The sequence below is a fragment of the Mesorhizobium sp. B263B2A genome (assembly GCF_020165775.1).
Taxonomy (GTDB): Bacteria; Pseudomonadota; Alphaproteobacteria; order Rhizobiales; family Rhizobiaceae; genus Mesorhizobium; species Mesorhizobium opportunistum.
Genome location: NZ_JAIUIU010000011.1, coordinates 116,987 through 140,487 on the forward strand (window position 1 = coordinate 116,987; position 23,501 = coordinate 140,487).

Annotated in this window: 22 protein-coding genes, 1 pseudogene and 1 riboswitch; of the genes and pseudogenes, 14 read left to right on the top strand and 9 right to left on the bottom strand. The window is 64.2% G+C overall.

Annotated elements, in window-relative coordinates; translation table 11 throughout:
* Window positions 1-3: 3 nt before the first annotated feature.
* Entirely contained in the window at window positions 4-1,227 is a 1,224-nt protein-coding gene (locus LB568_RS18680) for an aromatic ring-hydroxylating oxygenase subunit alpha (protein WP_224730941.1), read from the bottom strand.
* Window positions 1,228-1,370: 143 nt separating this feature from the next.
* A riboswitch (cobalamin riboswitch) is annotated at window positions 1,371-1,569 on the top strand.
* 35 nt (window positions 1,570-1,604) lie between these two features.
* On the opposite strand from LB568_RS18680, the gene LB568_RS18685 reads away from it, so the two are divergent.
* From LB568_RS18685 to cobO, 4 genes and pseudogenes are all read left to right on the top strand, one after another.
* Complete coding sequence (locus LB568_RS18685) at window positions 1,605-1,784, top strand: CbtB domain-containing protein (protein WP_013894925.1); 180 nt, start codon at window positions 1,605-1,607, stop codon at window positions 1,782-1,784.
* A gap of 15 nt (window positions 1,785-1,799) precedes the next feature.
* Window positions 1,800-2,573: a CbtA family protein gene (locus LB568_RS18690; RefSeq protein WP_224730942.1), complete on the top strand. Its 774-nt coding sequence runs from the start codon at window positions 1,800-1,802 to the stop codon at window positions 2,571-2,573.
* Window positions 2,566-3,113, top strand: a pseudogene (gene cobU, locus LB568_RS18695) (bifunctional adenosylcobinamide kinase/adenosylcobinamide-phosphate guanylyltransferase). Before LB568_RS18690 ends, cobU begins: the two are co-directional and overlap by 8 nt.
* Window position 3,114: 1 nt before the next feature.
* Entirely contained in the window at window positions 3,115-3,729 is a 615-nt protein-coding gene (gene cobO, locus LB568_RS18700) for a cob(I)yrinic acid a,c-diamide adenosyltransferase (protein WP_224730943.1), read from the top strand.
* Between the two features lie 35 nt (window positions 3,730-3,764).
* On the opposite strand, the gene cbiB is transcribed toward cobO, so the two are convergent.
* Complete coding sequence (gene cbiB, locus LB568_RS18705) at window positions 3,765-4,733, bottom strand: adenosylcobinamide-phosphate synthase CbiB (RefSeq protein WP_224730944.1); 969 nt, start codon at window positions 4,731-4,733, stop codon at window positions 3,765-3,767.
* Here cbiB and cobD point away from each other — a divergent pair.
* Window positions 4,732-5,778, top strand: a complete 1,047-nt coding sequence (cobD, locus tag LB568_RS18710; RefSeq protein WP_224730945.1) for a threonine-phosphate decarboxylase CobD — start codon at window positions 4,732-4,734, stop codon at window positions 5,776-5,778. The two genes, cbiB and cobD, sit on opposite strands and share 2 nt — an antisense overlap.
* Window positions 5,775-6,284 carry a tyrosine phosphatase family protein gene (locus tag LB568_RS18715; RefSeq protein WP_140576116.1) on the top strand — a complete coding sequence of 170 codons (510 nt, stop codon included), beginning with the start codon at window positions 5,775-5,777 and terminating at the stop codon, window positions 6,282-6,284. The genes cobD and LB568_RS18715 overlap by 4 nt, the downstream gene beginning before the upstream one ends.
* Before the next feature lie 4 nt (window positions 6,285-6,288).
* Here the strand turns inward: LB568_RS18715 and LB568_RS18720 are convergent, their stop codons facing one another.
* Both LB568_RS18720 and LB568_RS18725 read right to left on the bottom strand, forming a co-directional pair.
* Window positions 6,289-7,092, bottom strand: a complete 804-nt coding sequence (locus LB568_RS18720; RefSeq protein ID WP_224730946.1) for a creatininase family protein — start codon at window positions 7,090-7,092, stop codon at window positions 6,289-6,291.
* A 55-nt stretch (window positions 7,093-7,147) separates the two neighbouring features.
* The gene (locus LB568_RS18725; RefSeq protein ID WP_013894933.1) at window positions 7,148-7,531 is read right to left on the bottom strand and encodes a RidA family protein; all 384 of its coding nucleotides are present in this window, start codon (window positions 7,529-7,531) and stop codon (window positions 7,148-7,150) included.
* Between the two features lie 266 nt (window positions 7,532-7,797).
* On the opposite strand from LB568_RS18725, the gene LB568_RS18730 reads away from it, so the two are divergent.
* The 7 genes from LB568_RS18730 (at window position 7,798) to LB568_RS18760 (ending at window position 14,869) form a co-directional block, all read left to right on the top strand.
* Window positions 7,798-8,802: an ABC transporter substrate-binding protein gene (locus tag LB568_RS18730; RefSeq protein WP_224730947.1), complete on the top strand. Its 1,005-nt coding sequence runs from the start codon at window positions 7,798-7,800 to the stop codon at window positions 8,800-8,802.
* Window positions 8,803-8,815: 13 nt separating this feature from the next.
* Window positions 8,816-9,640, top strand: a complete 825-nt coding sequence (locus LB568_RS18735; RefSeq protein ID WP_224730948.1) for an ABC transporter ATP-binding protein — start codon at window positions 8,816-8,818, stop codon at window positions 9,638-9,640.
* Window positions 9,627-10,472 (top strand): ABC transporter permease, encoded by an 846-nt coding sequence (locus LB568_RS18740; RefSeq protein WP_013894936.1) that lies wholly within the window; start codon window positions 9,627-9,629, stop codon window positions 10,470-10,472. The genes LB568_RS18735 and LB568_RS18740 overlap by 14 nt, the downstream gene beginning before the upstream one ends.
* Before the next feature lie 237 nt (window positions 10,473-10,709).
* Complete coding sequence (locus LB568_RS18745; protein ID WP_013894937.1) at window positions 10,710-12,011, top strand: cytosine deaminase; 1,302 nt, start codon at window positions 10,710-10,712, stop codon at window positions 12,009-12,011.
* Window positions 12,011-13,414: an FAD-binding oxidoreductase gene (locus tag LB568_RS18750; RefSeq protein ID WP_013894938.1), complete on the top strand. Its 1,404-nt coding sequence runs from the start codon at window positions 12,011-12,013 to the stop codon at window positions 13,412-13,414. The genes LB568_RS18745 and LB568_RS18750 overlap by 1 nt, the downstream gene beginning before the upstream one ends.
* Before the next feature lie 286 nt (window positions 13,415-13,700).
* Window positions 13,701-14,282, top strand: coding sequence for an NAD(P)H-dependent oxidoreductase (locus LB568_RS18755; protein WP_013894939.1), 582 nt, complete (start codon window positions 13,701-13,703; stop codon window positions 14,280-14,282).
* Window positions 14,282-14,869, top strand: coding sequence for an NAD(P)H-dependent oxidoreductase (locus LB568_RS18760; protein ID WP_013894940.1), 588 nt, complete (start codon window positions 14,282-14,284; stop codon window positions 14,867-14,869). Before LB568_RS18755 ends, LB568_RS18760 begins: the two co-directional genes overlap by 1 nt.
* A gap of 148 nt (window positions 14,870-15,017) precedes the next feature.
* Here the strand turns inward: LB568_RS18760 and LB568_RS18765 are convergent, their stop codons facing one another.
* Genes LB568_RS18765 through LB568_RS18785 form a run of 5 tightly spaced genes read right to left on the bottom strand, consistent with a single transcriptional unit; the run spans window position 15,018 to window position 22,625 of the window.
* Complete coding sequence (locus LB568_RS18765; RefSeq protein ID WP_013894941.1) at window positions 15,018-17,477, bottom strand: GcvT family protein; 2,460 nt, start codon at window positions 17,475-17,477, stop codon at window positions 15,018-15,020.
* Entirely contained in the window at window positions 17,474-18,655 is a 1,182-nt protein-coding gene (locus tag LB568_RS18770; RefSeq protein WP_013894942.1) for a pyridoxal phosphate-dependent aminotransferase, read from the bottom strand. Before LB568_RS18770 ends, LB568_RS18765 begins: the two co-directional genes overlap by 4 nt.
* Window positions 18,655-19,554 (bottom strand): homocysteine S-methyltransferase family protein, encoded by a 900-nt coding sequence (locus LB568_RS18775; RefSeq protein WP_013894943.1) that lies wholly within the window; start codon window positions 19,552-19,554, stop codon window positions 18,655-18,657. Before LB568_RS18775 ends, LB568_RS18770 begins: the two co-directional genes overlap by 1 nt.
* Entirely contained in the window at window positions 19,551-22,004 is a 2,454-nt protein-coding gene (locus LB568_RS18780) for a GcvT family protein (RefSeq protein WP_013894944.1), read from the bottom strand. Before LB568_RS18780 ends, LB568_RS18775 begins: the two co-directional genes overlap by 4 nt.
* A gap of 21 nt (window positions 22,005-22,025) precedes the next feature.
* On the bottom strand, window positions 22,026-22,625 hold the full coding sequence (locus tag LB568_RS18785; RefSeq protein ID WP_140576132.1) for a helix-turn-helix domain-containing protein: 600 nt from the start codon (window positions 22,623-22,625) through the stop codon (window positions 22,026-22,028).
* Between the two features lie 166 nt (window positions 22,626-22,791).
* Here LB568_RS18785 and LB568_RS18790 point away from each other — a divergent pair, with 166 nt between their 5' ends.
* Complete coding sequence (locus tag LB568_RS18790; RefSeq protein ID WP_041164821.1) at window positions 22,792-23,496, top strand: nitroreductase; 705 nt, start codon at window positions 22,792-22,794, stop codon at window positions 23,494-23,496.
* Window positions 23,497-23,501 lie beyond the last annotated feature (5 nt).

Genomic DNA, 23,501 nt, shown 5'->3' on the forward strand with positions numbered 1-23,501 from the left:
CGGTCACGGCGAAAGCGCCGAGTGGCGCTCGCGCACCCAGTTGTGGAAGCGGTGCAGATCATATTCCTCGGGCATCAGCACGCCGGCTTTGTGGCGCATGGAGCGCAGGCCCTTCTGGTTGACCTCGCAGATCGCCGCGTCCTCCTCCAGCACCTGCGTGCCGAAGGCGACGATGTTGTCGATGTCGGCCGACGGGGCATCGAGCGCTTCGGGCGCGAACAGCCATTCCGCGACCAGCCCGGTCTGTTCGGGGCCGAGCGGCACCAGCCGCACGGTCCTGACATAGTCGACATGACCGACGATGAACATCGAGGGCATGCTGGTGGCGTAGGTCTGGCCGGCGGTGCGCTCGGCTGGCGTCAAGCCCGCGAAGACCGGTGCATGGGTCTTGCCGTCGCGCGACCAGGTTTCGGCGCCGGCGCGCAGGCCACCCGAAAATTCCGGCGCGTCATTGTCGGCGTGGCGCACCCATTCGGGGTCGTCATGCCGGCTCATCAGACCGCGGCCATAGATCGGCACCAGCCGCGACAGGTCCTTGTGAACGCCGGGGCAGTGCAGGCATTCGTTGAAGTTTTCCCAAAAAATCTTCCAGTTGCAGTTCATCACCTTGCGCAGCACATGGCCTGATACCAGCGTTTCCAGCGGCCAATTGCCGAGATCGCCGGAGGCGGGATCGAAGGAGGCCTGCGCCGAGCCGGCGGCGTCCTCCTGCAAATTCGCGTCCTCCTGCAAATTGACGAACACGAAGCCGCGCCATACCGACAGTGCGACGCGATAGAGCGGATGGTCGGCCTTGTCGAAGCCTTCGGGCAGCGATTTCGACGGCACGCGCACGAGGTCGCCGCGCAGCGAATACGACCAGGCGTGATAGGGGCAGGTGATGAGCCGCGCCTTCAGCCGGCCTTCGCTTTCCTGGCAAAGCTGCGAGCCGCGATGCCGGCAGGTGTTGTGGAAGGCGCGCAGTTCGCCGGTCTCGTCGCGCAGCACGACGATTTCCTGCGTGCCGACGCGGAAAGTGCGGAACGCCAGCGGTTGGGCAAGATCGGCCTCGCGGCCGACGAGCAGCCAGCTTCGATACCAGATCGCATCGAGGTCGCGCCGATAGCTCTCGCCGTCCCAATAGGCCGATGACGGCAACGTCGCTTCAGCCCGGGTCAGGCCGTTGTAGCGATCGCGCTCGCTGGCATTGGGCTGCAGGACTGGTGGCTGCAGGGCTGGAGGCTGCATGGCTGGCTTCCTGTGAAATGGCCAGCCGATACCCGGCCAGCATAATTGTCAATTGTGGTGCCGAGAACCGCCGATGTCGCCGGCATGGCGCAATCGCGCTGGTTGCCGGCGGAATTTGGTTTGCCGCGTGTCATGATTTTCCGTATAGTCCCGCTGTCGTCGGTTCCGTTTTGGAGCCAAGAGGGAATGCGGTGCGGGCTCAATCGTTGCCCAATGCCGTGGCTGCCCCCGCAACTGTGTGCGGTAGTCCTCTCCATATGCCACTGAAGATTTTTCTTCGGGAAGGTGGAGAAGGGCGCTTATCCGCGAGCCAGGAGACCTGCCGGCGACAGGAAACTGACTTCGATGCCCTCGGGTGGAGGGTGAAAGGACAAGACATGAATACCGCTTCCGTCTCCCTCGGCACCTCGGTCTCCTCGCAGTCGCGCTTCATGCAGCTCGCGCTCGCCGCGCTGCTCGGCATCTTCGTTGTCGGCTTTGTCGGCTTCTCGCATATCGATGCGGTCCACAATGCCGCCCACGACTATCGTCATTCGATGGCGTTTCCCTGCCACTGACGAGGATTTGACATCATGAACCTGTTTCGCAACGTCGTGTTCATCGCGGCGATCGCAGGGCTCGTGGCCGGCGTCGTTCTCGCCTGCATGCAGGCCTATGCCACCGTGCCGCTTATCCTCAAGGCCGAAGTCTACGAGCAGGCCGGTGGCGGCCACCATCATGACCATGCCGCACCCACTGCCGCGGATGCCAATGCCATGAGCACCGCCGCACCGGCGCCGGCAGAAACCGCTGCTCCGGCGGCGGAGGACGAAGGCTGGACGCCGGCCGATGGTTTCGAGCGTTTCGGCTTCAGCGTGCTTGCCAACATCGTCACCGGCATCGGCTTCGCGCTGGTCCTGGTCGCGGTCTCGGAATTCGCCGGCGGCATCGGCAATTGGCGCCAGGGCGTGTTCTGGGGCCTGGCAGGTTTTGCCGTGTTCACGCTGGCGCCTGGCCTCGGCCTGCCGCCGGAACTGCCGGCGATGCCGGCGGCCGAGTTGCTGCCGCGCCAGATTTGGTGGGTCTCGACGGTGGCGGCCACGGCGATCGGTCTTGGGCTGATCGCCTTCCGCAAATCGCTGCCGCTCGCGATCCTCGGCGTGGCTTTGATCGTCGCCCCGCATATTGTCGGCGCGCCGCAGCCCGACAGTTTCGAGACGCCGATCCCGGAAGGCCTGCATCATCAGTTCGTGGTGGCGGTGACCGTAACCAATCTGGTGTTCTGGCTGGTGCTCGGCGCGGTCGTCGGCGTGGTGCGCGGCCGCTTCACCGGCACCGCGACCAGCCTGCGCGACAGCTTTGCCTGATCAAGGCAAGCTGACTTTCATCATTGGCGGCGGGCGCTCCGGCAAGAGCGCGCCCCCCCCCCCCCCCCCCCCCCCCCCCCCCCCCACGCCGAAATCCTGGCGACGGCATTGCCCTCGCCATGGACCTATATCGCCACGGCTGAAGCCTATGACGACGAGATGCGTGAGCGCATCGCGCTGCACCGGACGCGGCGCGGCGAGGGCTGGTCGACCATCGATGCGCCGCTGGACCTCGCCGGCGCGCTCGAGGCCCTGCCGGACAATCAGCCGGTGCTTGTCGACTGCCTCACTCTGTGGCTGACCAATCACATGCTGGCCGAACACGATATCGAGCAGGAATGCCGGCGGCTGACTGACGTGCTGTTGCGACCGCGCGGGTCCTGGTTCGTGGTGTCCAACGAAGTCGGGCAAGGCATCGTGCCGGACAATGCCCTGGCACGTCGGTTCCGCGATGCCGCCGGCCGGCTCAACCAGCAGGTCGCGGCGATTTCCGATACGGTGCTTTTGATGGTGGCCGGGCTGCCGCTCAAGGTGAAGTGAGATGACCGACATCGACGACAAGAATGAAGAGCGCCACCGCGCCAAGATGGCCAAGCGCAAGGCGGTGCAGGACGCCGAGGTGGCAAGCAAGACGGTCGAGAAGGGCCTGCTGATCGTCAACACCGGACCTGGCAAGGGCAAGACCACGGCCGCTTTCGGCCTGGCGCTGCGGATGCTTGGCTATGGCAAGCGGGTCGGCGTCGTCCAGTTCATCAAGGGCAAATGGCACACCGGCGAGAAAGACGCTTTCGCCGCTTTCGGCGATCGTGTCGTCTGGCATGCGATGGGTGAAGGGTTCACCTGGGAGACACAGGATCTGAAGCGCGACATCGCCGCGGCCGAAGCTGCCTGGGCCAAGGCGCTGGAGTTGATCGCCGATCCGTCGATCAGCCTCGTCGTGCTCGACGAACTCAATATCGCGCTGCGCTACGACTATCTCGATCTCGGCAAGGTGGTTGCCGCGCTGAAAGCTCGTCGCGAGGGCCTGCATGTCGTCGTCACCGGCCGTAACGCCAAGCCGGCGCTTGTCGAAGAAGCCGACCTCGTCACCGAGATGGGCGTGACCAAGCACCATTTTTCGGCAGGTGTGAAGGCGCAGCAGGGGATCGAGTTCTGATGTTCCTTACCCTCCCCACAAGGGGGAGGGTGAGATCACGCCACAATTGCGATCGCCGCGACCGACCCGAACAGCCCGATCAGCAGATAATCGGCGACGCGGTAGAGTTTCAGCGCCCGCCTGATGTCGAGGCTGTCGGCTTCGCGGCGGCCGCCTTCTCCCATGAAGACATCGTCGACCAGCACGCCGCCATAGCTGCGCGGTCCCGCGAGTGCCAGACCAAGCGCGCCGGCCATAGCCGCTTCCGGCCAGCCGGCATTGGGCGAGCGGTGCTTTTTCGCATCGCGCCGCACTGCTTGCCAGGCATTGTTCGGATCGGCTTCCTTGACCAGGAAAGCCGCCAGCACGATCAGCAGAGCGGTCAGCCGCGACGCCGGCAAGTTGATCCAGTCGTCGAAGCGCGCCGCCGCCCAGCCGAAGGCTTCGTGGCGCGGGGTGCGGTGGCCAATCATCGAATCGGCGGTATTGGCGGCCTTGTAGGCGGCGCCGCCGGCGAGTCCGCCGACACCGGTCCAGAAGGCGGGGGCGACGATGCCATCGGAAAAATTCTCGGCCAGGCTCTCGATCGCCGCACGGCAGACACCGGCCCTGTCCAGCGTTTCCGGATCGCGGCCGACGATGCGCGAGACGGCGACGCGACCCATGGCGAGACCGCCTGAGTCCAGCGCATCGGCGACGGCTTCGACATGTTCGTAAAGGCTCTTCTGCGACAGGAGCGATGTCGCCAGGAGCGCGGTGACGAACAGCCCTAGGGGAACGAACCAGAGCAGGATCTGAACGCAGAGACCGATCACCGCCGGCACCAGCACGATGACCAGCAGCGCCTGGACACCGCGTTGGCGACGCAGCGCGTCGGGATCAGTAGCGCGGTTGAGCCTTAGGTCGAGAAAGGATATCAGCCTGCCGAACCACGTCACCGGATGACCGATGGCGCGAAACAGCCAGTCTGGATAACCCAGAAAAAATTCGATGGCCAATGACAGGAAAGCGATCAGGACTGACATGAAGCTTCTTGATGGAGCGGTGGACCATGGTGGAAGTCTTGGCCGGGCGAGGGTGCTTTTCCCCAACGCCGTACTGCCTTTCGTCGACCTCTCGACCGGTATCAATCCGCACTCCTACCCGCTTTTCGATCTGCCCGCCACCTCGCTGTCGCGATTGCCGGAGGCCGCGCGCGGGCGCGAACTGGCAGCGATCGCGGCCAGCACTTACGGCGCGCCGTCGCCAGCCCATGTCATGGCGGCACCGGGCACGCAGATCCTGCTGCCGCGGGTGGCGGCGCTGGCCAGGCCCGGCAAGGCTTTGGTGCTGGGGCCGACCTACGCCGAACATGCCCGCGCAGCAGCGATCGCCGGGCATCGGGTGAGCGAAGTCAGCGATTTTGCCATGCTGGCCGAAGCTGACCTTGCCATCATCGTCAATCCGAACAACCCGGACGGGCGCATCATCGAGCGCGATCGGTTGCTGGCGTTGGCAGTGCAATTGCGCGCCAAGGGCGGGCTGCTGGTCGTCGACGAGGCATTCATGGATGTCGGTCCGCGCGAACATAGTCTTGCCGGCGATGTCGGACAGGGCGGCATCGTCGTCTTGCGCTCGTTCGGCAAGTTCTTTGGCCTGGCCGGCCTACGGCTCGGGTTTGCGCTTTCCGATGCGCTGACGGTGGAATTGCTGGAGACGCAATTCGGGCCATGGGCTGTCGCCGGCCCGGCGCTGGAGTACGGCATTCGCGCGCTTGCCGATATCGGCTGGCAGGAGGATATGCGGGCTTCCCTTATAGAGGCATCGGCGCGGCTGGACGCCCTGTTCGGCCGCTTCGGCGTTGCTGTCGCCGGCGGCACCACGCTGTTTCGCTATCTCAGTCTGGCGGATGCCGCCGGCCTGTTTTCGGCACTTGGCGAGAGCGGCATCCTGCTTCGGCATTTCTCCGACCGGCCGCATGTCCTGCGCGCCGGCCTGCCGGGGAGCGAGGAAGAGTGGCGGCGGCTCGAATCGGCTCTTGCCGGCTGGGCGTCACGGCGCGACGATGGCGCCAGGGAGATCGCGCGATGATCCACGTCTGTTCACTGGCGAAGATCGAGGAAACTGTGGCTAGAACCGGCGCCGACCGCATGCTGTCCTTGTTGGCAGCGGGAACCGAGGTTGTTCGGCCGTCCTCGATATCGCGGGAAAACCATCTGCATCTCGTCATGCACGACATCGCGGTGGCGCAGGACGGCATGACCATGCCGGGCGAGGAGCATGTGCGCAACCTGCTCGATTTCGCGCGCCGCTGGGATCGGGCCAAGCCGATGCTCGTGCATTGCTATGCCGGCATCAGCCGCTCGACGGCGTCGGCCTACATCATCGCCGCCGCACTGGCGCCGAAACGCGACGAGGCCGAACTGGCGCAGACGCTGCGTGCCCTGTCGCCATCGGCGACGCCCAACCCGCGGCTGATCGCGGTGGCCGATGCGCTGCTTAACCGCAATGGCCGCATGATCGAGGCGATCGAATCGATCGGGCGCGGTGCGGATGCGTTCGAGGGCACGCCATTCGCGCTGAAGATCGACGTTTAGGCGGCTATTTCAGCCACTCGGCCAACTTCGCCTTGCGCACGTCCCTGAGCAGGCTGATGAAGCCATCGGCCTGATATTCAGCCGTCAGCCGGCCTTTCTCCGCCGTTGCGATGCTGGCGTCGCCGACCACGCCGTTCGGGTTGAGATCACTGGCGATCCAGGCGAAGGCGTGGGTGCCGGTGTGGCGCAGCAGCGAAAACTCCTGCTCGGCCTTGGCGACGTTGGAGACGAAATTGTCGGCCTTGCCCATGTAGACGAGATCCGGCCGGAAATGCAGCATCAGCGAGGTCTCGACATCGCCGCCATGAATGCCGTGGCGATCCTCGAGCTCGGTGTACATGCCGGCAGGGCGGCCGAAGCGCTGCCAACTGGTCTTCACCGCCAGCATCTCCTCGCGCACCCGAAATTCGCGCGTGATGATGCCCATGATCTCTTCATTGCCGCCATGCGAGTTGACGACGATGAGCTTGCGCACACCGGCGCGCGCGATCGACAGGCCAAGCTCGGTCCAGGCCTCGACCAGCGTCGTTGCCGGCAGGGTAAGAGTACCCGGCGCGTGCAGATGCTCGTTCGACTTGCCCACCGCCTGGACCGGCAGTATGCGGATGTCGAGATCGTCGGGCAGGCGCGAAATGACGGTGTCCAGCATGCCGTTCATGATCGAGGTGTCGGTCGACACAGGCAGATGCGGTCCATGCTGCTCGATCGCCGCCACCGGCAGCACGGCGATGGTCGCCTCGGGATCGATCGAAGCGTATTCGGTGGTCCGGTAATCGCCCCACCACACGCGTCTTTTTGCAACGGTCATGTCATGCCTCTTCGATGAACCGGCCAGACCTAGCGCGGGACGGGCGGCCTGTCGATCACCCGGCCGCGATGGCTTCGATCTCGACCTTGAATTCGGGCCGCGCAAATCCGCTGACGATCATCAGCGTCGAGGCCGGCGCCGGGCTGGAAAACAGCCGGTCGCGGACGTCCATATAGGGCCGCAGATGCGCGCGGTCGGTCACATAGGCGTTGATGCGCACGATATCCCCAAGTCCAAGCCCCGCCTCGCCGAGGATCGCCGCGATGTTGCGGAAGCAGAGCTCGGCCTGGGCGCCGGCGTCTTCGGGTATCTGGTCATCCGCGGTGATCGCAACCTGGCCCGAGCACAGCACCAACCGCTTGCCCGAGGGCACCTCGACGCCGTGGCTGTAGCGGGCAAAGGGAGGCTTGATCGACTTCGGGGTGAGGAATTTGAACATGGCAATCTCCTGGATACCGCCAGCGTAAGGCGGGATGCATTGCAGCATCAAGATGGCGGTGCATGTTGCCGGTGCGATTGTGGACAGGCGTTCAAAAAATAGGCACGATGCCTCCAGTGCAGCACGACCTTTCCGGCTTTCGCAGATGGCTGTGGTGCAGGCGGGCGGGTCTCGGCGCGAGGCGCTGGTGGCATGTGTCTTGCTTCTTGAATCTTCGGTGTCGAGCCTGGCGCGTGTCGCGCCGGAGCAAACAAAGGGTGGTGTCGATGTACGCAAAACAGAAGATCTCGGTGGCGGTGGTGGCCTTGCTTGCCGCCGGCACGCTTGGGGCGGCGGCGAATGAAAAAGTCACCTTCGGCACCAACTGGTTGGCCGAGCCGGAACATGGCGGCTACTACCAGGCCGTGGCGGACGGCACCTATGCCGCCTGCGGCCTCGACGTCACCATCATGCAGGGCGGCCCGCAGGTCAGCGGCCGGCCGATGCTGCTGGCCGGCAAGATCGATTTCTACATGGGCGGCAACCTGCTGTCGGCCTTCGATGCAGTCCAGCAGGGCATTCCGATGCGCGTGGTGGCCGCCGACTTCCAGAAGGATCCGCAGGTCATCATGTCCCACCCCGGCGAGGGGCTCGACAAATGGGAGGATCTGAAGAACGCCGACCAGTACATCCTGGGCGACGAAGGCGTGCAGACCTTCTTCCAGTGGATGGTCACGGCGCTGGGCTTCGACGCCGCCAAGCGCGCGCCTTATACCTACAACACCGCTCCGTTCCTCGCCAACAAGAAGTCGATCCAACAGGGCTACGTCACGTCGGAACCGTTCGCGGTCAAGAAGGAAGGCGGCTTCGTGCCAAACCAGTTCCTGCTGGCCGACTATGGCTGGGATACGTATTCGACGACGATCGAGGTGATGCAGGACACGATCGACAAGAAACCGGAGGTGGTCCAGTGCTTCGTCGATGGCTCGGCCAAGGGCTGGTACAAATATCTCTACGGCGACAACAAGGCCGCCAACGACATGATCAAGAAAGACAATCCTGACATGAGCGACGAGCAGATCGCCTTCTCGATCGAACAGATGAAGAAGTTCGGCCTCGCCGATTCCGGCGACACCGAGAAGCTCGGCATCGGCGCCATGACCGACGCGCGGATCAAGAGTTTTTACGACAAGATGGTCAAGGCCAAGGTCACGCCCGGCGGCATCGACATCACGAAGGCCTATACGCTGGCCTTCGTCAACAAGGGCGTCGGGCTCGAGCTGAAGAAATAGGCCGGTCCCGGCAATGATAAAGGAAAAGGTGGCGCAAGCGCCGGCCTTGGACGTCGCTCCGACCTTGCTGGCGCTGCGTGGCGTCGGCAAGGTCTTTTCCAACGGCGTGACTGCGCTGAGCGATGTCGACCTGACGATCCGGGAAGGCGATTTTCTCAGCCTGCTCGGACCGTCCGGCTGCGGCAAGTCGACGGCTCTGCGGCTGATCGCCGGCCTGTCGACGCCGACTTCCGGCGTGCTCGATTGGCGCGGCGGCGGCTCGCTCGACCGCGCCAACATCGGCTTCGTCTTCCAGGAGCCGACATTGCTACCCTGGGCCAGCGTCTTCGACAATGTTTGGCTGCCGCTTAGGCTGAAAGGCATTTCCCGTGCCAAGGCGGCGCCGGCGATATCGGAGATGCTGGCGCGGGTGCACCTGACCGGCTTCGAGGACGCGGTGCCGCGCGAACTCTCTGGCGGCATGAAGATGCGCGTTTCGATCGCGCGGGCCATGGTGACCAAGCCGCGCGTGCTTTTGATGGACGAGCCATTCGCCGCACTCGACGAGATCACCCGTTTCAAGCTCAACAACGACCTCCTGGAGCTGTGGCAGGACGAACGCTTCACCGTCGTCTTCGTCACCCACAGCGTCTTTGAGAGCGTGTTCCTTTCCAATCGCGTCGTCGTCATGGCGGCACGGCCGGGCAGGGTGTTCGACGAACTCGCCATCGAGGCCGCCTATCCGCGCGACGAGGTATTTCGGACCTCTCCCGACTATGCCGCTTTGTGCCGACAAGCATCCGATGTGCTGGTCAATGCCATCAATTCAACAGCAGGCGCGCATCATGACGGCCATTGACGAGCTCAAACTTGACCCCGAGGAAGCGCGGCGCGTGCGCCAGGAGCGGTTCGAGCGGATCGGCCGCTGGGTGCTGCCGCTGGCGATCATGATCCTGGCGATCTGGCTCTGGGACCGCATCTGCGTCTGGAACGGTATCCCGCAATATATCCTGCCACGTCCCGGCGTGGTGCTGTGGACGCTCTACAACGATGCCGGCCTGCTGTTCTCGTCGCTGCTGGTCACCTTGCGCATCACCTTCCTCAGCCTGGCCTTGGCCGTTATCGGCGGTGTCGGCCTGTCGGTGCTGTTCGCGCAGTCGAAATGGGTCGAGATGTCTTTCTTTCCGTTCGCCATCGTGCTGCAGGTGACGCCGATCGTGGCGATCTTTCCGCTGATCAACATCTATGTCGACAACCAGACGACCAAGCTTCTGCTGTGCGCCTGGATCGTCGCCTTCTTCCCGATCCTGTCCAACACCACGCTCGGCCTCAACTCCGTCGACCGCAATCTGCGCGACCTGTTCAAGCTCAACGGCGCGACGCGCTGGCAGCAATTGCGCTATCTCAGGCTGCCGGCGGCGATGCCGTATTTCCTCGGCGGGCTGAAGATCGCCGGCGGCCTGTCGCTGATCGGCGCCGTGGTGGCCGAGTTCGTCGCCGGCACCACCGGCCAGTCGTCGGGGCTTGCCTCGCGCATCATCGAGGCCGGCTACCGGCTCAACGCGCCGCGGCTGTTCGCGGCGCTGTTCCTGATCTCGCTGACCGGCATCCTGATCTTCCTCGTGCTGTCGCTGATTTCGCACCTCATTCTGCGGCGCTGGCATGAGAGCGCACTGAAGCAGGAGCGGTAGGGTGTGTGACGTGATTGATATGTTGGTGCGAGGCGCCCCCCTCTATCCTGCCCGTCCTCCGCAGCAGCTGCGCTGCAGCTGCGGAGGGTGGACCGGACATCTCCCCTTCAAGGGGGGAGATTGGCCGCTGTCACGATCTTCGCCAATCTCCAATATTGAAAAAAATGAGCCGGCGCCGACGCTGCCAATCTCCCCCCTTGAGGGGGAGATGCCCGGCAGGGCACAGGGGGGCGGGCCTTGATACCAGCCTCTGGTTCCTACCACCTTGCCAAAGCACGTGTTCATCAGTCTGTTACGCCCGGCTTCGCCGCCGTCTTCGACAGCGATGGCTTTGCGCTGGCCGACATCACTGTCGCCGATGGCAAGATCGCGGGCATTGCCGCGCATGACCAGGCAGCGGCACCAGCCGATGGCGTCGATCTCGGCGGTCGCATCATCCTGCCCTGTTTCGTCGACTGCCATACTCATATCGACAAGGGCCATATCTGGCCGCGAAAACCCAATCCGGATGGCACCTTCATGGGCGCGCTGAACGCCACCGGCGCCGACCGCACAGCCCGCTGGAGCGCCGAGGACGTGGCGCGCCGGATGGATTTCTCGCTGCGCTCTGCCTACGCGCATGGCACAAGGGCGCTGCGCACCCACATCGACAGCGTCGCGCCGCAGGAGGAGATTTCCTGGCCGGTATTCGAGACGATGCGCGAGACATGGCGTGGCCGCATCGAATTGCAGGGCGCCTGCCTGCTCGGCATCGAGGGCGTGCGCGACAGAAAATGGTTCGACAGGCTGGCGAAACGGGTTGCAGCGGCCAAGGGGGTGCTTGGCGTCGTCACCTATATGGTGCCGGACCTGGAAGAGCTGCTCGACCAGGTCTTCGCGCAAGCGATCAAGCATGGCCTCGACCTCGATTTCCATGCCGACGAGACGGACGATGCCGCCGCGATCTCGCTGAAGAAGATCGCCGAGGCGGCACTGTGGAACGGCTTCGAGGGCAAGATCCTTGTCGGCCATTGCTGTTCGCTGGCGCGGCAGCTCGATCTCGACGTGCTGGACACGTTGGACAAGGTGGCGAAGGCCGGCTTAGCCGTCGTGTCGCTGCCGATGTGCAATCTCTATCTGCAGGATCGACGCACGGATCAAACCACGCCGCGCTGGCGTGGCGTGACGCTGCTGCACGAGATGAAGGCGAGGGGCATTCCGGTGGCCGTCGCCTCAGACAACACGCGTGATCCCTTCTATGCCTATGGCGACCTCGACATGCTGGAGGTCTACCGCATGGCGACGCGCATCCTGCATTTCGATCACCCGGTCGCGGATTGGCCGCGGACGGTCACTGCAACGCCGGCCGACGTGATGCGGCTCGACGGGTTCGGCACGCTTGCCGACGGTGGCGATGCCGACTTCATCCTGTTCAAAGGTAGGAGCTGGACCGAATTGCTGTCGCGGCCCGAATCGGATCGCATCGTCGTGCGCGGCGGGCGCGCGATCGACCGGCAGTTGCCCGACTATGCCGAACTTGATGGACTGATGGTGGAATGATGGACGTCTCGGCGCTCAAACGCGATCTCGTAGGGCTGAAGATCGACGACAATCCGGCCATCGTCCAGCAGAAGAGCCGCGATTTCTACTGGTACAGCCCGGTGCTCAAGCGGCAGCTCGACCATGTCACCGGCGATCTCATCGTGACGCCGAAGAACGAGGCCGAACTGATCCGCGTGCTGGCCGCCTGTCACCGGCATGGCGTGCCGGTGACGCCACGCGGCAGCGGCACCGGCAATTACGGCCAGGCGATGCCGCTGTCCGGCGGCGTGGTGCTCAATCTTGCCGAGATGAACGAGATCAAGTCGATCGCGCCGGGCCGTGTCGTGACGGGACCGGGTGCAATCCTGGCCGATATCGACAAGGCGACGCGGGCGCATTCCGGCCAGGAGTTGCGGCTGTCGCCCTCCACCTACAACACTGCCTCGATCGGCGGCTTCATCGCCGGAGGCTCGGGCGGTGTCGGCTCGATCAATTTCGGCGGCCTGCGTGATTTCGGCAATGTGCTGCGCCTGCGCGTGGTGACCATGGAGGCCGAACCGAAGGCGCTCGAACTCACCGGCGAGGATTTGCACAAGGTGACCCACGCCTATGGCACCAACGGCATCATCTCGGAAGTCGAGATGCCGCTGACCGCTGCCTATGAGTGGGTCGATGTCATCGTCGGCTTCGACAAGTTCATGGACGCGGCGCGCTACGGCAATGCCCTGGCGTGCCAGGACGGCATCCTGACCAAGCTGATCACGCCGATCGCCGCGCCCGTGCCGCAGCTCTATTTCAAGCGGCACCAGAAATTCCTACGGGAAGGGCAGAGCATCTGCGTCGTCATGGTGGCACGGCATGGGTTGGATGCTTTCCTCGCCTTCACCCGCCGCGCCGGCGGCGAGTTGATCTTCAATGCCGCGACGGCAACGCTGGAGGAGAAAAAGGGTCTGCCGCCGGCCTATGAGCTGGCTTGGAACCACACCACGCTGAGAGCGCTGCGGGTTGACCCTTCGATCACCTATCTGCAATCGCTCTATCCTTTTCCAAAGCAGCTGGCGCTGGTCGAGAAAATGGATGCGATGTTTCCCGGCGAGGTGTTTTCGCATCTCGAATTCGTGCGGCTGGACGGCAACATCACCTGTTTCGGCCTGCCGCTGGTCAAGTTCACCACCGAAGCGCGGCTCGACGGGATCATCCGCCTGCATGAGGAGAATGGCTGCCCGATCTTCAACCCGCACCGCTATACGCTGGAAGAGGGCGGCATGAAGCAGACCGACGCGGTGCAGCTCGCCTTCAAGCGCGAGACCGACCCACAGGGGCTGCTCAATCCCGGCAAGATGATCGCCTGGGAAAATCCGGATTATGACTATCGTTCGGGGCGGACTTTTTTGTTCAGGGGGCTGCAGAGGGTGGGATGAGGAGAGGTTCGCGCTTGAACACCCCCCTCTGGCCTGCCGGACCGGGCCCTTCGCTGTCGCTCCGGGCGTTCGTCGCTAGGAAAGCCAAGCAATTGGCTTCCCGTCCGCTGCGCGGACCACTCCTCACCCCCCGCAAGGGGGGAGATCGGGCTGCCGCAACGCTTTCGCTAATTGGCAGCGTGGCAGGTTGGCCGCAGCGGCCAAGCTGCCAATCTCCCTCCTTGCGGGGGAGATGCCCGGCAGGGCAGAGGGCGGCGCCTCGCGCTAACATAGGGGATGTTTCACCGTGAACATCCTCGTCCTCTACGCCCATCCGGTCGAGACCAGCTTCAATGCCGGCCTGCACCGGGTGATCGTCGAGCGGCTGACGGCGGCGGGTCATGCGGTCGATGACTGCGATCTCTACGCCGAGGATTTCGACCCGCGGCTGACGCACCAGGAGAGGCTGGATTATCACAATCAGCGCGGCCCCGAAGACGCGGTGGCGCCGTATGTCGAGCGCCTGTTGCGGGCCGATGCGCTGGTGCTTTCCTATCCGGTCTGGAACTACGGCTTTCCCGCGATCCTGAAGGGCTTCTTCGATCGCGTCTTTCTGCCCGGCGTGTCGTTCAAGCTGGTCGACGGCAAGGTGCAGCCGTCATTGCACAACATCAAGAAGGTCGCCGCCGTCACCACCTATGGCGGCAGCCGCTTCCGCGCCATGCTGATGGGCGATCCGCCGCGCAAGCTGATCAAGCGCATGCTGCGCGCCACCGTGAAACCTGGTGCGCCGGTGACATACCTCGCGCATTACGCGATGAACCTGTCGACCGACGACAGCCGCAAGGCCTTCATGGCCAAGACCGCGGCCAGCATGGATGCCTTCTGATGCGCGCGCTGGTCGTCTATTGCCATCCGGTGCCGGAGAGTTTTTGCGCCGCGATCCGCGATGCCGCTGTCGAGGTGTTGACGCAAAGAGGCTGGGAGGTGCGGTTGCTCGACCTCTATGCCGAGAAATTCGATCCGGTGATGGGCTGCGACGAGCGGCGCGGCTACAATAACCAGGCGCCGCGGGACCCGGCGCTGAAGCCGCATTTCGAGCTGCTCAACTGGGCCGAGGCGATCCTCTTCGTCTATCCGACCTGGTGGTACGGGCTGCCGGCGATGCTGAAGGGCTGGCTCGACCGGGTTTGGGCGACCGATGTCGCCTTCAAGCTGCCGGTGGGCAAGGGGCGGATCAAATCGCTGATGACGCATGTAACCAAGGTCGGCGTCATCACCACCTGCGGCGCGCCGACCTGGTGGAGCGTCGTAGTCGGCCAACCCGGGCGCAAGACCCTGCTGCGCGGCATGCGGGCGCTCTGCGCGACGCGCTGCCGGACGTTCTTCCTGGCGCATTATCTGATGGATGCCTCGACGCCACAATCGAGGGCGGCGTTTCTGGGGAAGGTGAGGGCGAAGCTGGAAAGGTTTTGAGGGAATTAGCGTCCTTCTCCCCGTTCCACGGGGAGAAGATGCCGGCAGGCAGATGAGGGGCAGCGCGAACTTTCGAATGCTGGCGCGGGGCCTCATCCGGCCCTTCGGGCCACCTTCTCCCCGTGGAACGGGGAGAAGGAAGAGGGCGCTACATCTTCGTTCGCTCGGCCTTGGGATCATACATCGGCTTCAACGACGCCTCTGCTGCAAAACGTTCGCCGGCGATCTCGATCTCGTAGGACGAGGCCAGCACATCGGCCTCGCTCTCGCCGGGACAGGGTACATAGCCGAGCCCGATCGCACCGCCGAGATGATGGCCGTAATTGCCCGAGGTGATCGGGCCGACGATCTTGCCGTCGCGCAGGATCGCCTCGTTGTGGAAGAGCAGCGGCTGCGGGTCTTTCAGGCGGAATTGGACGAGCCGGCGTGAGAGTCCGGCCTCCTTCTTGCGCAGCACCGCATCACGGCCGATGAAGTCGCCCTTGGCCGTCTTCACCGCGAAGCCGAGCCCTGCCTCCAGCACGTGGTCCTCGTCGGTGATGTCGTGGCCGAAATGGCGGAAGGCCTTTTCGATGCGGCAGGAATCCAGCGTGTGCAGGCCGCAGAGTTTCAGTCCGACATCGGTACCGGCCTCCTCGATCGCCTCGAAGACATGGGCGGCCTGGTCGGTCGAGACATAGAGCTCCCAGCCGAGTTCGCCGACATAGGTGACGCGGTGGGCGCGGGCGAGGCCCATGCCGATCTCGATCTCCTGGAACGTGCCGAACGGATTGTTCTCGTTGGAAAAGTCGTTGGGGCTGACGTTCTGGATCAGCTTTCGGGCGTTCGGACCCATCAGGCAAAGTACGCTTTCGGCCGCGGTCACATCGGTGATGACGACGAATTCCTCGCCGACATGCCGGCGCAGCCAGGCGAGATCGCGTTGCAGCGTGGCGCCCGGCACGACGAGGAAGTAGGCGGTATCCGACAGGCGCGAGACCGTGAGATCGCTTTCGATGCCGCCGCGCTTGTTGAGCATCTGGGTGTAGACGATCTTGCCGGGCGCCACGTCCATGTCGTTGGCGCAGAGCCTTTGCAGGAAAGCGCAGGCGTCGCGGCCCTCGACGCGGATCTTGCCGAACGAGGTCATGTCGAACAGGCCGACCTTGTCGCGGACCGCCAGATGTTCCTCGCGCTGGTTGTCGAACCAGTTCTGCCGCTTCCAGGAATAGTGGTATTCGCGCTCCTGACCTTCGCGGGCGAACCAGTTGGCCCGCTCCCAGCCCGCGACCTCGCCGAACACCGCGCCGCGCGCCTTCAGGTGTTCATGCAGCGGCGAGCGCCGGACATTCCTCGACGTTGCCATCTGCCGATAGGGGAAGTGATCGGCGTAGAGCAGGCCGAGCGTTTCGGAGACGCGCTCCTTGAGATAGCGGCGGTTCTTCTGGAACGGCTGGGCACGGCGGATGTCGACTTCCCACAGGTCGAAGGGCGCCTCGCCGTCGTTGATCCACTGCGCCAGCGCCATGCCGGCGCCACCGGACGAGACGATGCCGATCGAATTGTAGCCGGTCGCCATCCAATAGCCGCGCAGTTCCGGCGCCTCGCCGAGATAATAGCGGTCGTCGGGGGTAAAACTCTCGGGTCCGTTGAAGAAGGTGTGGATGCCGGCGGTGGCCAGCATCGGCATGCGGTTGACGCCCATTTCGAGGATGGGTTCGAAATGGTCCATGTCCTCGGGCAATTGGTCGAAGCAGAAATCCTCGCGGATGCCGTCCATGCCCCAGGGCTTGGCCATCGGCTCGAAGGCGCCGAGCATCATCTTGCCGGCGTCTTCCTTGTAGTAGGCGCACTCGTCCGGCACGCGCAGCACCGGCAGGCGGCCGAGACCGGGGATGGGTTCGGTGACAAGGTAAAAATGCTCGCAGGCGTGCAGCGGGATGGTGACGCCGTTCTGGGCGCCGAGTTCACGCGCCCACATGCCGGCGCAGTTGACGACGATGTCGGCCTCGATCATGCCTGTTTCGTCACCTTGCGCCCAGGATACGCCGGTGACGCGACCGTCCCTGGTGTGGACCTTCGTCACCTTCACATTCTCAACGATGGTGGCGCCGCGCTGGCGCGCGCCCTTGGCAAGCGCCATGGCGATGTTGGCGGGGTCGCACTGGCCGTCGAGCGGCAGATGCACGGCGCCGACGACGTCGGAGACATTGAGATGCGGATACATCTCACTGACTTCGCTGGGCGAAATCTCGCGCACGTCGACATCGAAGGCGCGGGCCAGCGAGGCCTGCCGATAGATCTCGTGCTTGCGCTCCTCGGTCAGCGCCACGGTGATCGAGCCGACCTGGCGCATGCCGGTGCCGACCTCGGTCTCGGCTTCCAGCTTGACGTAGAGGTCGGCCGAATATTTCGCCAGCCGCGTCATGTTCTGCGAGCCGCGCAACTGGCCGATCAGGCCAGCGGCGTGCCATGTCGTACCCGACGTCAACTGCTTGCGCTCGAGCAGCACGATATCGGTCCAGCCGAGCTTGGCGAGGTGATAGGCGACCGAACAGCCGGAGACGCCGCCGCCGATGATGACCGCCCTTGCCTTGGCAGGGATGGCCTTGGTGAGGATGGTCGTCATGCGGCCTCGCGGCGATAGCTGGAAGCAAAACGGCGCAGCCGCAGCGCTGCTTCCCGCAGCACGGGCTCAGGCTGGCAGAGGCTGATGCGGATGTGGCCGGCGGCGGCCTCGCCGAAGCTGGAGCCGGGCATCACGCCGACATTCTCCTTGTCGAGCAAGGCCCAGGCGAATTTCTCGTCGTCGGGTTCGACATTGGATATGTCGAGCATGACATACATGCCGCCCTCTGAACCGCGCACGGTGACATCGTTCATGCCGCGCACGGCCTCGATGAAGACGGTGCGGCGCGCCGCGTAGCGCTCGGCGATGTCCTTGACGCCATAGCGGTTCTCCAGCGCCTCTGCGCAAGCGATCGAGATGAAGGCCGGCAGGCCGTAGGTCGTCACCAGGTTGAGGTTGATCAGCAGCGTGATCATCTCGCTGGGACCGGTCAGCCAGCCCATGCGCCAGCCGGTCATGCCATGGCTCTTGGACATGGAATTGATGACCAGCGTGCGCTCGGCCATACCGGGCAGCGAGCGCGGCGAGACGTGCTCGCCGCCGCCGAGCGTCCAGTAGACCTCGTCCGACAGCAGCCAGAGGTCGTGCTCGCGGCAAATCTCGGCCAGCTGTTCCAACCGTTCGCGCGAATAGACGGCGCCTGTCGGGTTGTTCGGCGTGTTGATCAGGATGGCGCGCGTGTTGGGCCTGATCGCCGCGCGGATCATGTCGGCGCGGGGCTGGAAGCCATCCTCGGCCGGCGTCTCGACGACGGTGAAACTGGCGCCGGCGGCGCTGAATGTGTTGGGATAGGTGGCGTAGTAAGGCGCCACGACGATGGCGTGGTCGCCCTGGTCGAGCACGGCCTGCACGGCCGCGTAAAGGGCGGCCTGGCCGCCCGGCGTGGCGATCACCTGATCCGGCACCGTCTCCACGCCCGTGCAGGCGCTCGATGCCACGGCCATCGCCTTGCGCAGGCGCGGCAGGCCGGGCAGCGGGGTATAGTGGTGATTGCTGCCGCGAACCGCGGTCACGCAGGCTTCGATCGTTTCCGAGGGCGTGTCGAAATCATGATCGCCGACCGACAGCATGATGATGTCTTCGCCAGCTTCCTTGCGTGTCCAGGCGGCGAAATGAACCTCCCAGCCATCCTTGCCGGAAGGTACGATACCGGAAATGCGCGATGATGGTCTTGGCATTATTGAACTCCCGAAATCTCATAGCCGGCCTGCTCGAGCCGGTCGCGCAGGGCGGCGATATGCGGTGGCCCGACTTCGCAGCAACCGCCGACGATAGTAGCGCCGGCTTCGACCCAGCCGGTCGCTTGGTCGGCGTAAGCATCAGGGCCAAGGTCATGGCGGGCGTGCAGAACATCCACCGTGCCGCCGTGCTTGAGCGCTTCGGTGGAGGTGAAGCCATTGGCATAGGCGCCGACCGGGCCGCCGAGGTCGATCAGTTCAGGCAAGGCGGCGGCGATCGCTTCCGGCCGGCAGCAATTGAGCAGCCGCGCCGCGACGGTCAGGCCATCAAGCGCGCTGGACGCGCCGGCTATCGTCTCGCCGCTGCGCAAACGCGGCGCGCCATGGTCGGCAAGTGTCCATGACACCCACACGGGCTTGCCGCTTTCCGATGCAGCGGTAACCGCCGCGCGCGCTTCGTCGGACGAGGCCATCGTCTCGCACAGGAAGAGGTCGACGCCATCCGCCTGCTCGGCAACGATGCGGCGGTAGATGTCGAGCGTTTCCTGATAGGAAATGGTCAGCGCCGGGGCGTAGCTGCCGAAAAGCGGTGACAGGCAGCCGGCGATGGTCGCATCGCCGGCTGCATCGCGGGCCTGCCTGGCCAATTCGATGCCGCGCTTCTGCAGTGGCTTGAACAGGTCTTCGGCACCCTCCCGCGCCAGGCGTTCGGGCGTCGCCGAATAGGTGTTGATTGTGATGACGCGCGCGCCGGCGCGGATGAATTCCGCGTGCAGGCCGCGCACGAGGTCCGGTTCGTCGATCAGCACCCTTGCCGACCATAGCGGCGTCGGCTCGGACTTGCTGCGCCGCACCAGTTCCTGGCCCATGCCGCCATCGGTGAGAATGACCGTCTTCATGCGCGCAGCCTCTCGTTCTTCGGATCCCACAGGGGTTCGTCCTTCTGTACGATCGCCTTGACGCGATCACCGAAGATTTCGACTTCGACGGCGGTGCCGGGTTCGGTCAAATCGGCGCGCAGCATGCCGAGCGCGATCGATTTGTCGATGCGATGGCCCCAGCCGCCCGACGTGGTCTCGCCAACGATCTGGCCATCGTGCCACAGCGTCGACATGTAGGGTGCGTCGCAATCGCCGGGATTTTCGACGACCAGCGTGACGAAGCGCTTCTTCACGCCTTGCTGCTTCTCGTTCTGCAGTGCGGCCTTGCCGCGGAAGTCTGGCTTTTCCCATTTGACGAAGCGCTCAAGCCCGCCCTGCAGGATGGAATAGTCGGTCGACAGGTCACCTTTCCAGGTGCGGTAGCCTTTTTCGAGCCTGAGCGAATCCAGCGCGTACATGCCGAACGGTTTCAGCCCATGGTTTTGTCCTGCCGCGCAGATGGCATCGAAGATGGCGGCCGTGTCGTCGACCCTGGTGTGGATTTCCCAGCCGAGTTCGCCGGCGAAGGAGACGCGCACGAGCTTCGCCCAACGGCCGGCGATTTTCGTTTCCTGATGCGTCAGCCATGGCAGCGTCAGGTCGGCGTCGCAAACTTCTGCGAGGATTTTTCGCGAATTGGGTCCGGCCAGGATCTGCGTGGAGAATTCCTCGGTTCGGTCGATCAGCTTGAAGGTCGCATCTCCCGGCATACGCGATTTCAGCCACTCGAAATCGTGCCACTGCGCCACCGCTGCGGTGATCAGCGTCATCAGATTCTCGTCGTGGCGGACCACGGACATTTCGGTGACGATGCGGCCCTTATCGTCGGCGAAATAGACGAGGCCGATGCGGCCGGGCTTCGGCACCAGTCCGGTGACCTGCAGGCTCAGCCATTCGGCCGCGCCTGGGCCTTCAAGGTTGAAGCGGGAGAAACCGGGCAGGTCCAGAATGCCGGCGGCGTCGCGCACGGCGAGACATTCCTCGCGCACGCGATGCTGCCACGGCCCGTCGCGGCGGAAGGTCAGCGTGGCTTCCTCGGAGATGTCGTCGCCGTCCTGCGCGTACCATGTGGCGCGCTCCCAGCCATTATAAGCGTCGAAGCGGGCACCCAGCGCCTTGATGCGATCGTGGATCGGCGACAGCTTGCGATCGCGCCCTACAGGCCAGGCGTGGCGCGGAAACTGGATGGCGTATTCATTGCCATAGATTTCCATGCCCTTGGCGACGCAATAGTCGGGTGCGGCGGCGAAAGAGGTGAAGCGGCGCGGGTCGCACGACCACATGTCCCATTCGGTCTGGCCTTGCGTAACCCATTCGGCGAGCACCTTGCCGGCGCCGCCGCCCTGGGCAATGCCGAAGGTGAAGACGCAGGCTTCGAAGGCATTGGGAACGCCTGGCATCGGGCCGATCAGCGGGTTGCCGTCCGGCGCGTAGGGGATCGGTCCGTTGATGACCTTGGACAGGCCGGCGGTGCCCAGGATCGGCACGCGGGCGACGGCATCGGCCAGATAATGTTCCAGCCGGTCGAGATCGTCGGGGAAAAGCTGGAAAGAGAAATCGTCCGGCATCGGATCGTTGTGATCAGCCCAATGCGCGCGGCAATTGCGCTCATAGGGGCCGAGATTCATGCCGGCCTTTTCCTGGCGCAGATAGTAGGACGTGTCGACATCGCGCAGCAGCGGCAGCTTCTTGCCCTGTTCCTTGGACCATGCGGCGAGTTCGGGGATTTCCTCGAACAGGATGTACTGGTGGCTCATCACCATCATCGGCACCTCGCGGCCGAACATCCGGCCCACTTCGGCGGCACGATAACCGGCGGCATTGACGACGATTTCGCAGCGGATTTCGCCTTGCGCCGTCTGGACCACCCATTCATCGTTCTCGCGGCGCACGCCGGTGACGGGGCAGAAGCGGATGATTTTGGCCCCCATGTCGCGCGCGCCCTTGGCCAACGCCTGGGTCAGCTGCGCCGGGTCGATGTCGCCGTCGCTGGGGTCGTAGAGCGCGCCTTCCAGGTCATGCGTTTCGATAAAGGGATAGCGGCGCTTGATCTCGTCGACGCCGACCACGTCGATGTCCATGCCCTGGTAGCGGCCCATGCCCTTGGCGCGCTGGAACTCCTGCATGCGCTCCTTCGAATGGGCGAGCCGCAGCGAGCCGGTGACGTGATAGTTCATGGGATAGTCGACGGCGTCGGCCAGGCCCCGGTAAAGCTCGGTCGAATAGCGCTGCATGTTCATCAGCGACCAGGACGAGGAGAAGGTCGGCACATTGCCGGCTGCGTGCCATGTCGAGCCGGAGGTCAGCTCGTTCTTCTCCACGAGCACGCAGTCGGTCCAGCCAGCCTTGGCGAGATGATAGAGCGCGGAAGTACCGACCACGCCACCTCCGATGATCACCACGCGCGCCGTGCTTGGCAAACCCGCCATGTTCTTCTCCCGACTTGAAACTTAATAGACCGGTGGCGAAACCACCCAGATGACAACCGCCGGCTCAGTGCCTGGATTGCGCCAGCGATAGGGCTTGCCTTCGAAGCGGAAGGAATCGCCTTCGCCGAGCCGGTGCCAGACGCCCGCTATCTCGATCTCGAAAATGCCCGAGGCGATATAGCCGGCTTCCTCGGTCGGCCGCAGCTGCTCGGTCTTCATCTCCGCGCCCGCCGCGAAGATCGAGCGCACCATTTCAAAACTACCACTGAGATCGGGCGACAGGAGTTCTTCCACCAAGCCGGATTCGCTGGTGCCAAGCGAGCGGCGCCTGCCGGCACGCACCACCACGCCGCGCTCGCTCTCGACAGGCACCTCATGGCTGAAGAACAGGCTGATCGGCACGCCGAACAATTCGGCGAAAGCCCTGAGGTCGCCGACCGATGGCGTCGAGAGGCCACGTTCGACCTGGCTGAGCCATCCAACCGAACGGCCGAGTTTCAGCGCGATCTCGGCCAGCGTCAGCCCGCGAACGCGACGCAAGGCTCTGATGTCGCTGGCCAGCACGCGTTCGTCGGACCCCTGAAATGTTCGTGCGGCCGTGGCGGGCAAAGCGCTCTTCATGAAAATTCCCATCCGAATTTCATGAGAAATCAAGCTCATGAAAAAATCAAGTAGATTTTCACCAATGCTCAAGATTTGCTTGCAGGACTTTGACGGTTCATGCAAAGGCTCCGCCGCGAGCGGCGAGTGGGGACGTCCGATCGAGATACAGGCTAAGGGACGGCCCATGCTGGAAAGTAAGGCTCGAATCGCGGTTGAGGCCGAGATCGTCGACGATGCGATCCTATCGCGCCGTTCGGTGCGCGCATTTTTGCCCGACATGATCGACGACGAGACGATCAGGGACATTCTGACGGTTGCGGCACGCGCTCCATCCGGCACCAACATGCAGCCATGGCGGGTCTACGTCACCAAGGGCAAGACCAAGCAACAGATATCGGATGCCATCCTGAATTCCGGCATCCGTGCCGAGAAGGCCGATTGGGACGAGTACCGTTACTATCCCACGCAGTTCTTCGAACCGTATCTCACCCGCCGGCGCGCCAACGGGTTCGGCCTCTATGGCGCGCTCGGGATCGGTCGCCGCGAGGTCGACAAGATGCGTGCCCAGCACGACCGCAACTTCGTCTTCTTCGACGCGCCGGTCGGTATGATCTTCACCATTGACCGCCGGCTCAACCAGGGCTCGTGGATCGATTACGGCATGTTCCTGCAGAACATCATGGTCGCGGCGCGGGGCAGGGGTCTGCACACGTGTCCGCAGGCGGCCTTCGCGCCCTATCACCGGCAGATCCGGCCGGTGCTCAACATTCCCGACGAGGAGATCGTCGTCTGCGGCATGGCGCTGGGCTATGAGGACATTTCCAAGCCCGAGAACGCCTTCCGCACCGACCGCGTGCCGCTCGAGGAATGGGTTACGTTCAGCGAATAGCCGGC

What these genes read in the sequence shown, in the direction of transcription:
- cbiB (WP_224730944.1), bottom strand. Translation starts at nt 4,733, where the DNA reads ATGTCAGTCCTGATCGCTTTCCTGTCATTGGCCATCGAATTTTTTCTG.
- LB568_RS18715 (WP_140576116.1), top strand. Translation starts at nt 5,775, where the DNA reads ATGATCCACGTCTGTTCACTGGCGAAGATCGAGGAAACTGTGGCTAGA.
- LB568_RS18735 (WP_224730948.1), top strand. Translation starts at nt 8,816, where the DNA reads ATGATAAAGGAAAAGGTGGCGCAAGCGCCGGCCTTGGACGTCGCTCCG.
- LB568_RS18785 (WP_140576132.1), bottom strand. Translation starts at nt 22,625, where the DNA reads ATGAAGAGCGCTTTGCCCGCCACGGCCGCACGAACATTTCAGGGGTCC.
- LB568_RS18730 (WP_224730947.1), top strand. Translation starts at nt 7,798, where the DNA reads ATGTACGCAAAACAGAAGATCTCGGTGGCGGTGGTGGCCTTGCTTGCC.
- LB568_RS18790 (WP_041164821.1), top strand. Translation starts at nt 22,792, where the DNA reads ATGCTGGAAAGTAAGGCTCGAATCGCGGTTGAGGCCGAGATCGTCGAC.
- LB568_RS18750 (WP_013894938.1), top strand. Translation starts at nt 12,011, where the DNA reads ATGGACGTCTCGGCGCTCAAACGCGATCTCGTAGGGCTGAAGATCGAC.
- LB568_RS18740 (WP_013894936.1), top strand. Translation starts at nt 9,627, where the DNA reads ATGACGGCCATTGACGAGCTCAAACTTGACCCCGAGGAAGCGCGGCGC.
- LB568_RS18690 (WP_224730942.1), top strand. Translation starts at nt 1,800, where the DNA reads ATGAACCTGTTTCGCAACGTCGTGTTCATCGCGGCGATCGCAGGGCTC.
- LB568_RS18680 (WP_224730941.1), bottom strand. Translation starts at nt 1,227, where the DNA reads ATGCAGCCTCCAGCCCTGCAGCCACCAGTCCTGCAGCCCAATGCCAGC.
- LB568_RS18770 (WP_013894942.1), bottom strand. Translation starts at nt 18,655, where the DNA reads ATGCCAAGACCATCATCGCGCATTTCCGGTATCGTACCTTCCGGCAAG.
- cobD (WP_224730945.1), top strand. Translation starts at nt 4,732, where the DNA reads ATGAAGCTTCTTGATGGAGCGGTGGACCATGGTGGAAGTCTTGGCCGG.
- LB568_RS18765 (WP_013894941.1), bottom strand. Translation starts at nt 17,477, where the DNA reads ATGACGACCATCCTCACCAAGGCCATCCCTGCCAAGGCAAGGGCGGTC.
- cobO (WP_224730943.1), top strand. Translation starts at nt 3,115, where the DNA reads ATGACCGACATCGACGACAAGAATGAAGAGCGCCACCGCGCCAAGATG.
- LB568_RS18760 (WP_013894940.1), top strand. Translation starts at nt 14,282, where the DNA reads ATGCGCGCGCTGGTCGTCTATTGCCATCCGGTGCCGGAGAGTTTTTGC.
- LB568_RS18725 (WP_013894933.1), bottom strand. Translation starts at nt 7,531, where the DNA reads ATGTTCAAATTCCTCACCCCGAAGTCGATCAAGCCTCCCTTTGCCCGC.
- LB568_RS18780 (WP_013894944.1), bottom strand. Translation starts at nt 22,004, where the DNA reads ATGGCGGGTTTGCCAAGCACGGCGCGCGTGGTGATCATCGGAGGTGGC.
- LB568_RS18720 (WP_224730946.1), bottom strand. Translation starts at nt 7,092, where the DNA reads ATGACCGTTGCAAAAAGACGCGTGTGGTGGGGCGATTACCGGACCACC.
- LB568_RS18685 (WP_013894925.1), top strand. Translation starts at nt 1,605, where the DNA reads ATGAATACCGCTTCCGTCTCCCTCGGCACCTCGGTCTCCTCGCAGTCG.
- LB568_RS18775 (WP_013894943.1), bottom strand. Translation starts at nt 19,554, where the DNA reads ATGAAGACGGTCATTCTCACCGATGGCGGCATGGGCCAGGAACTGGTG.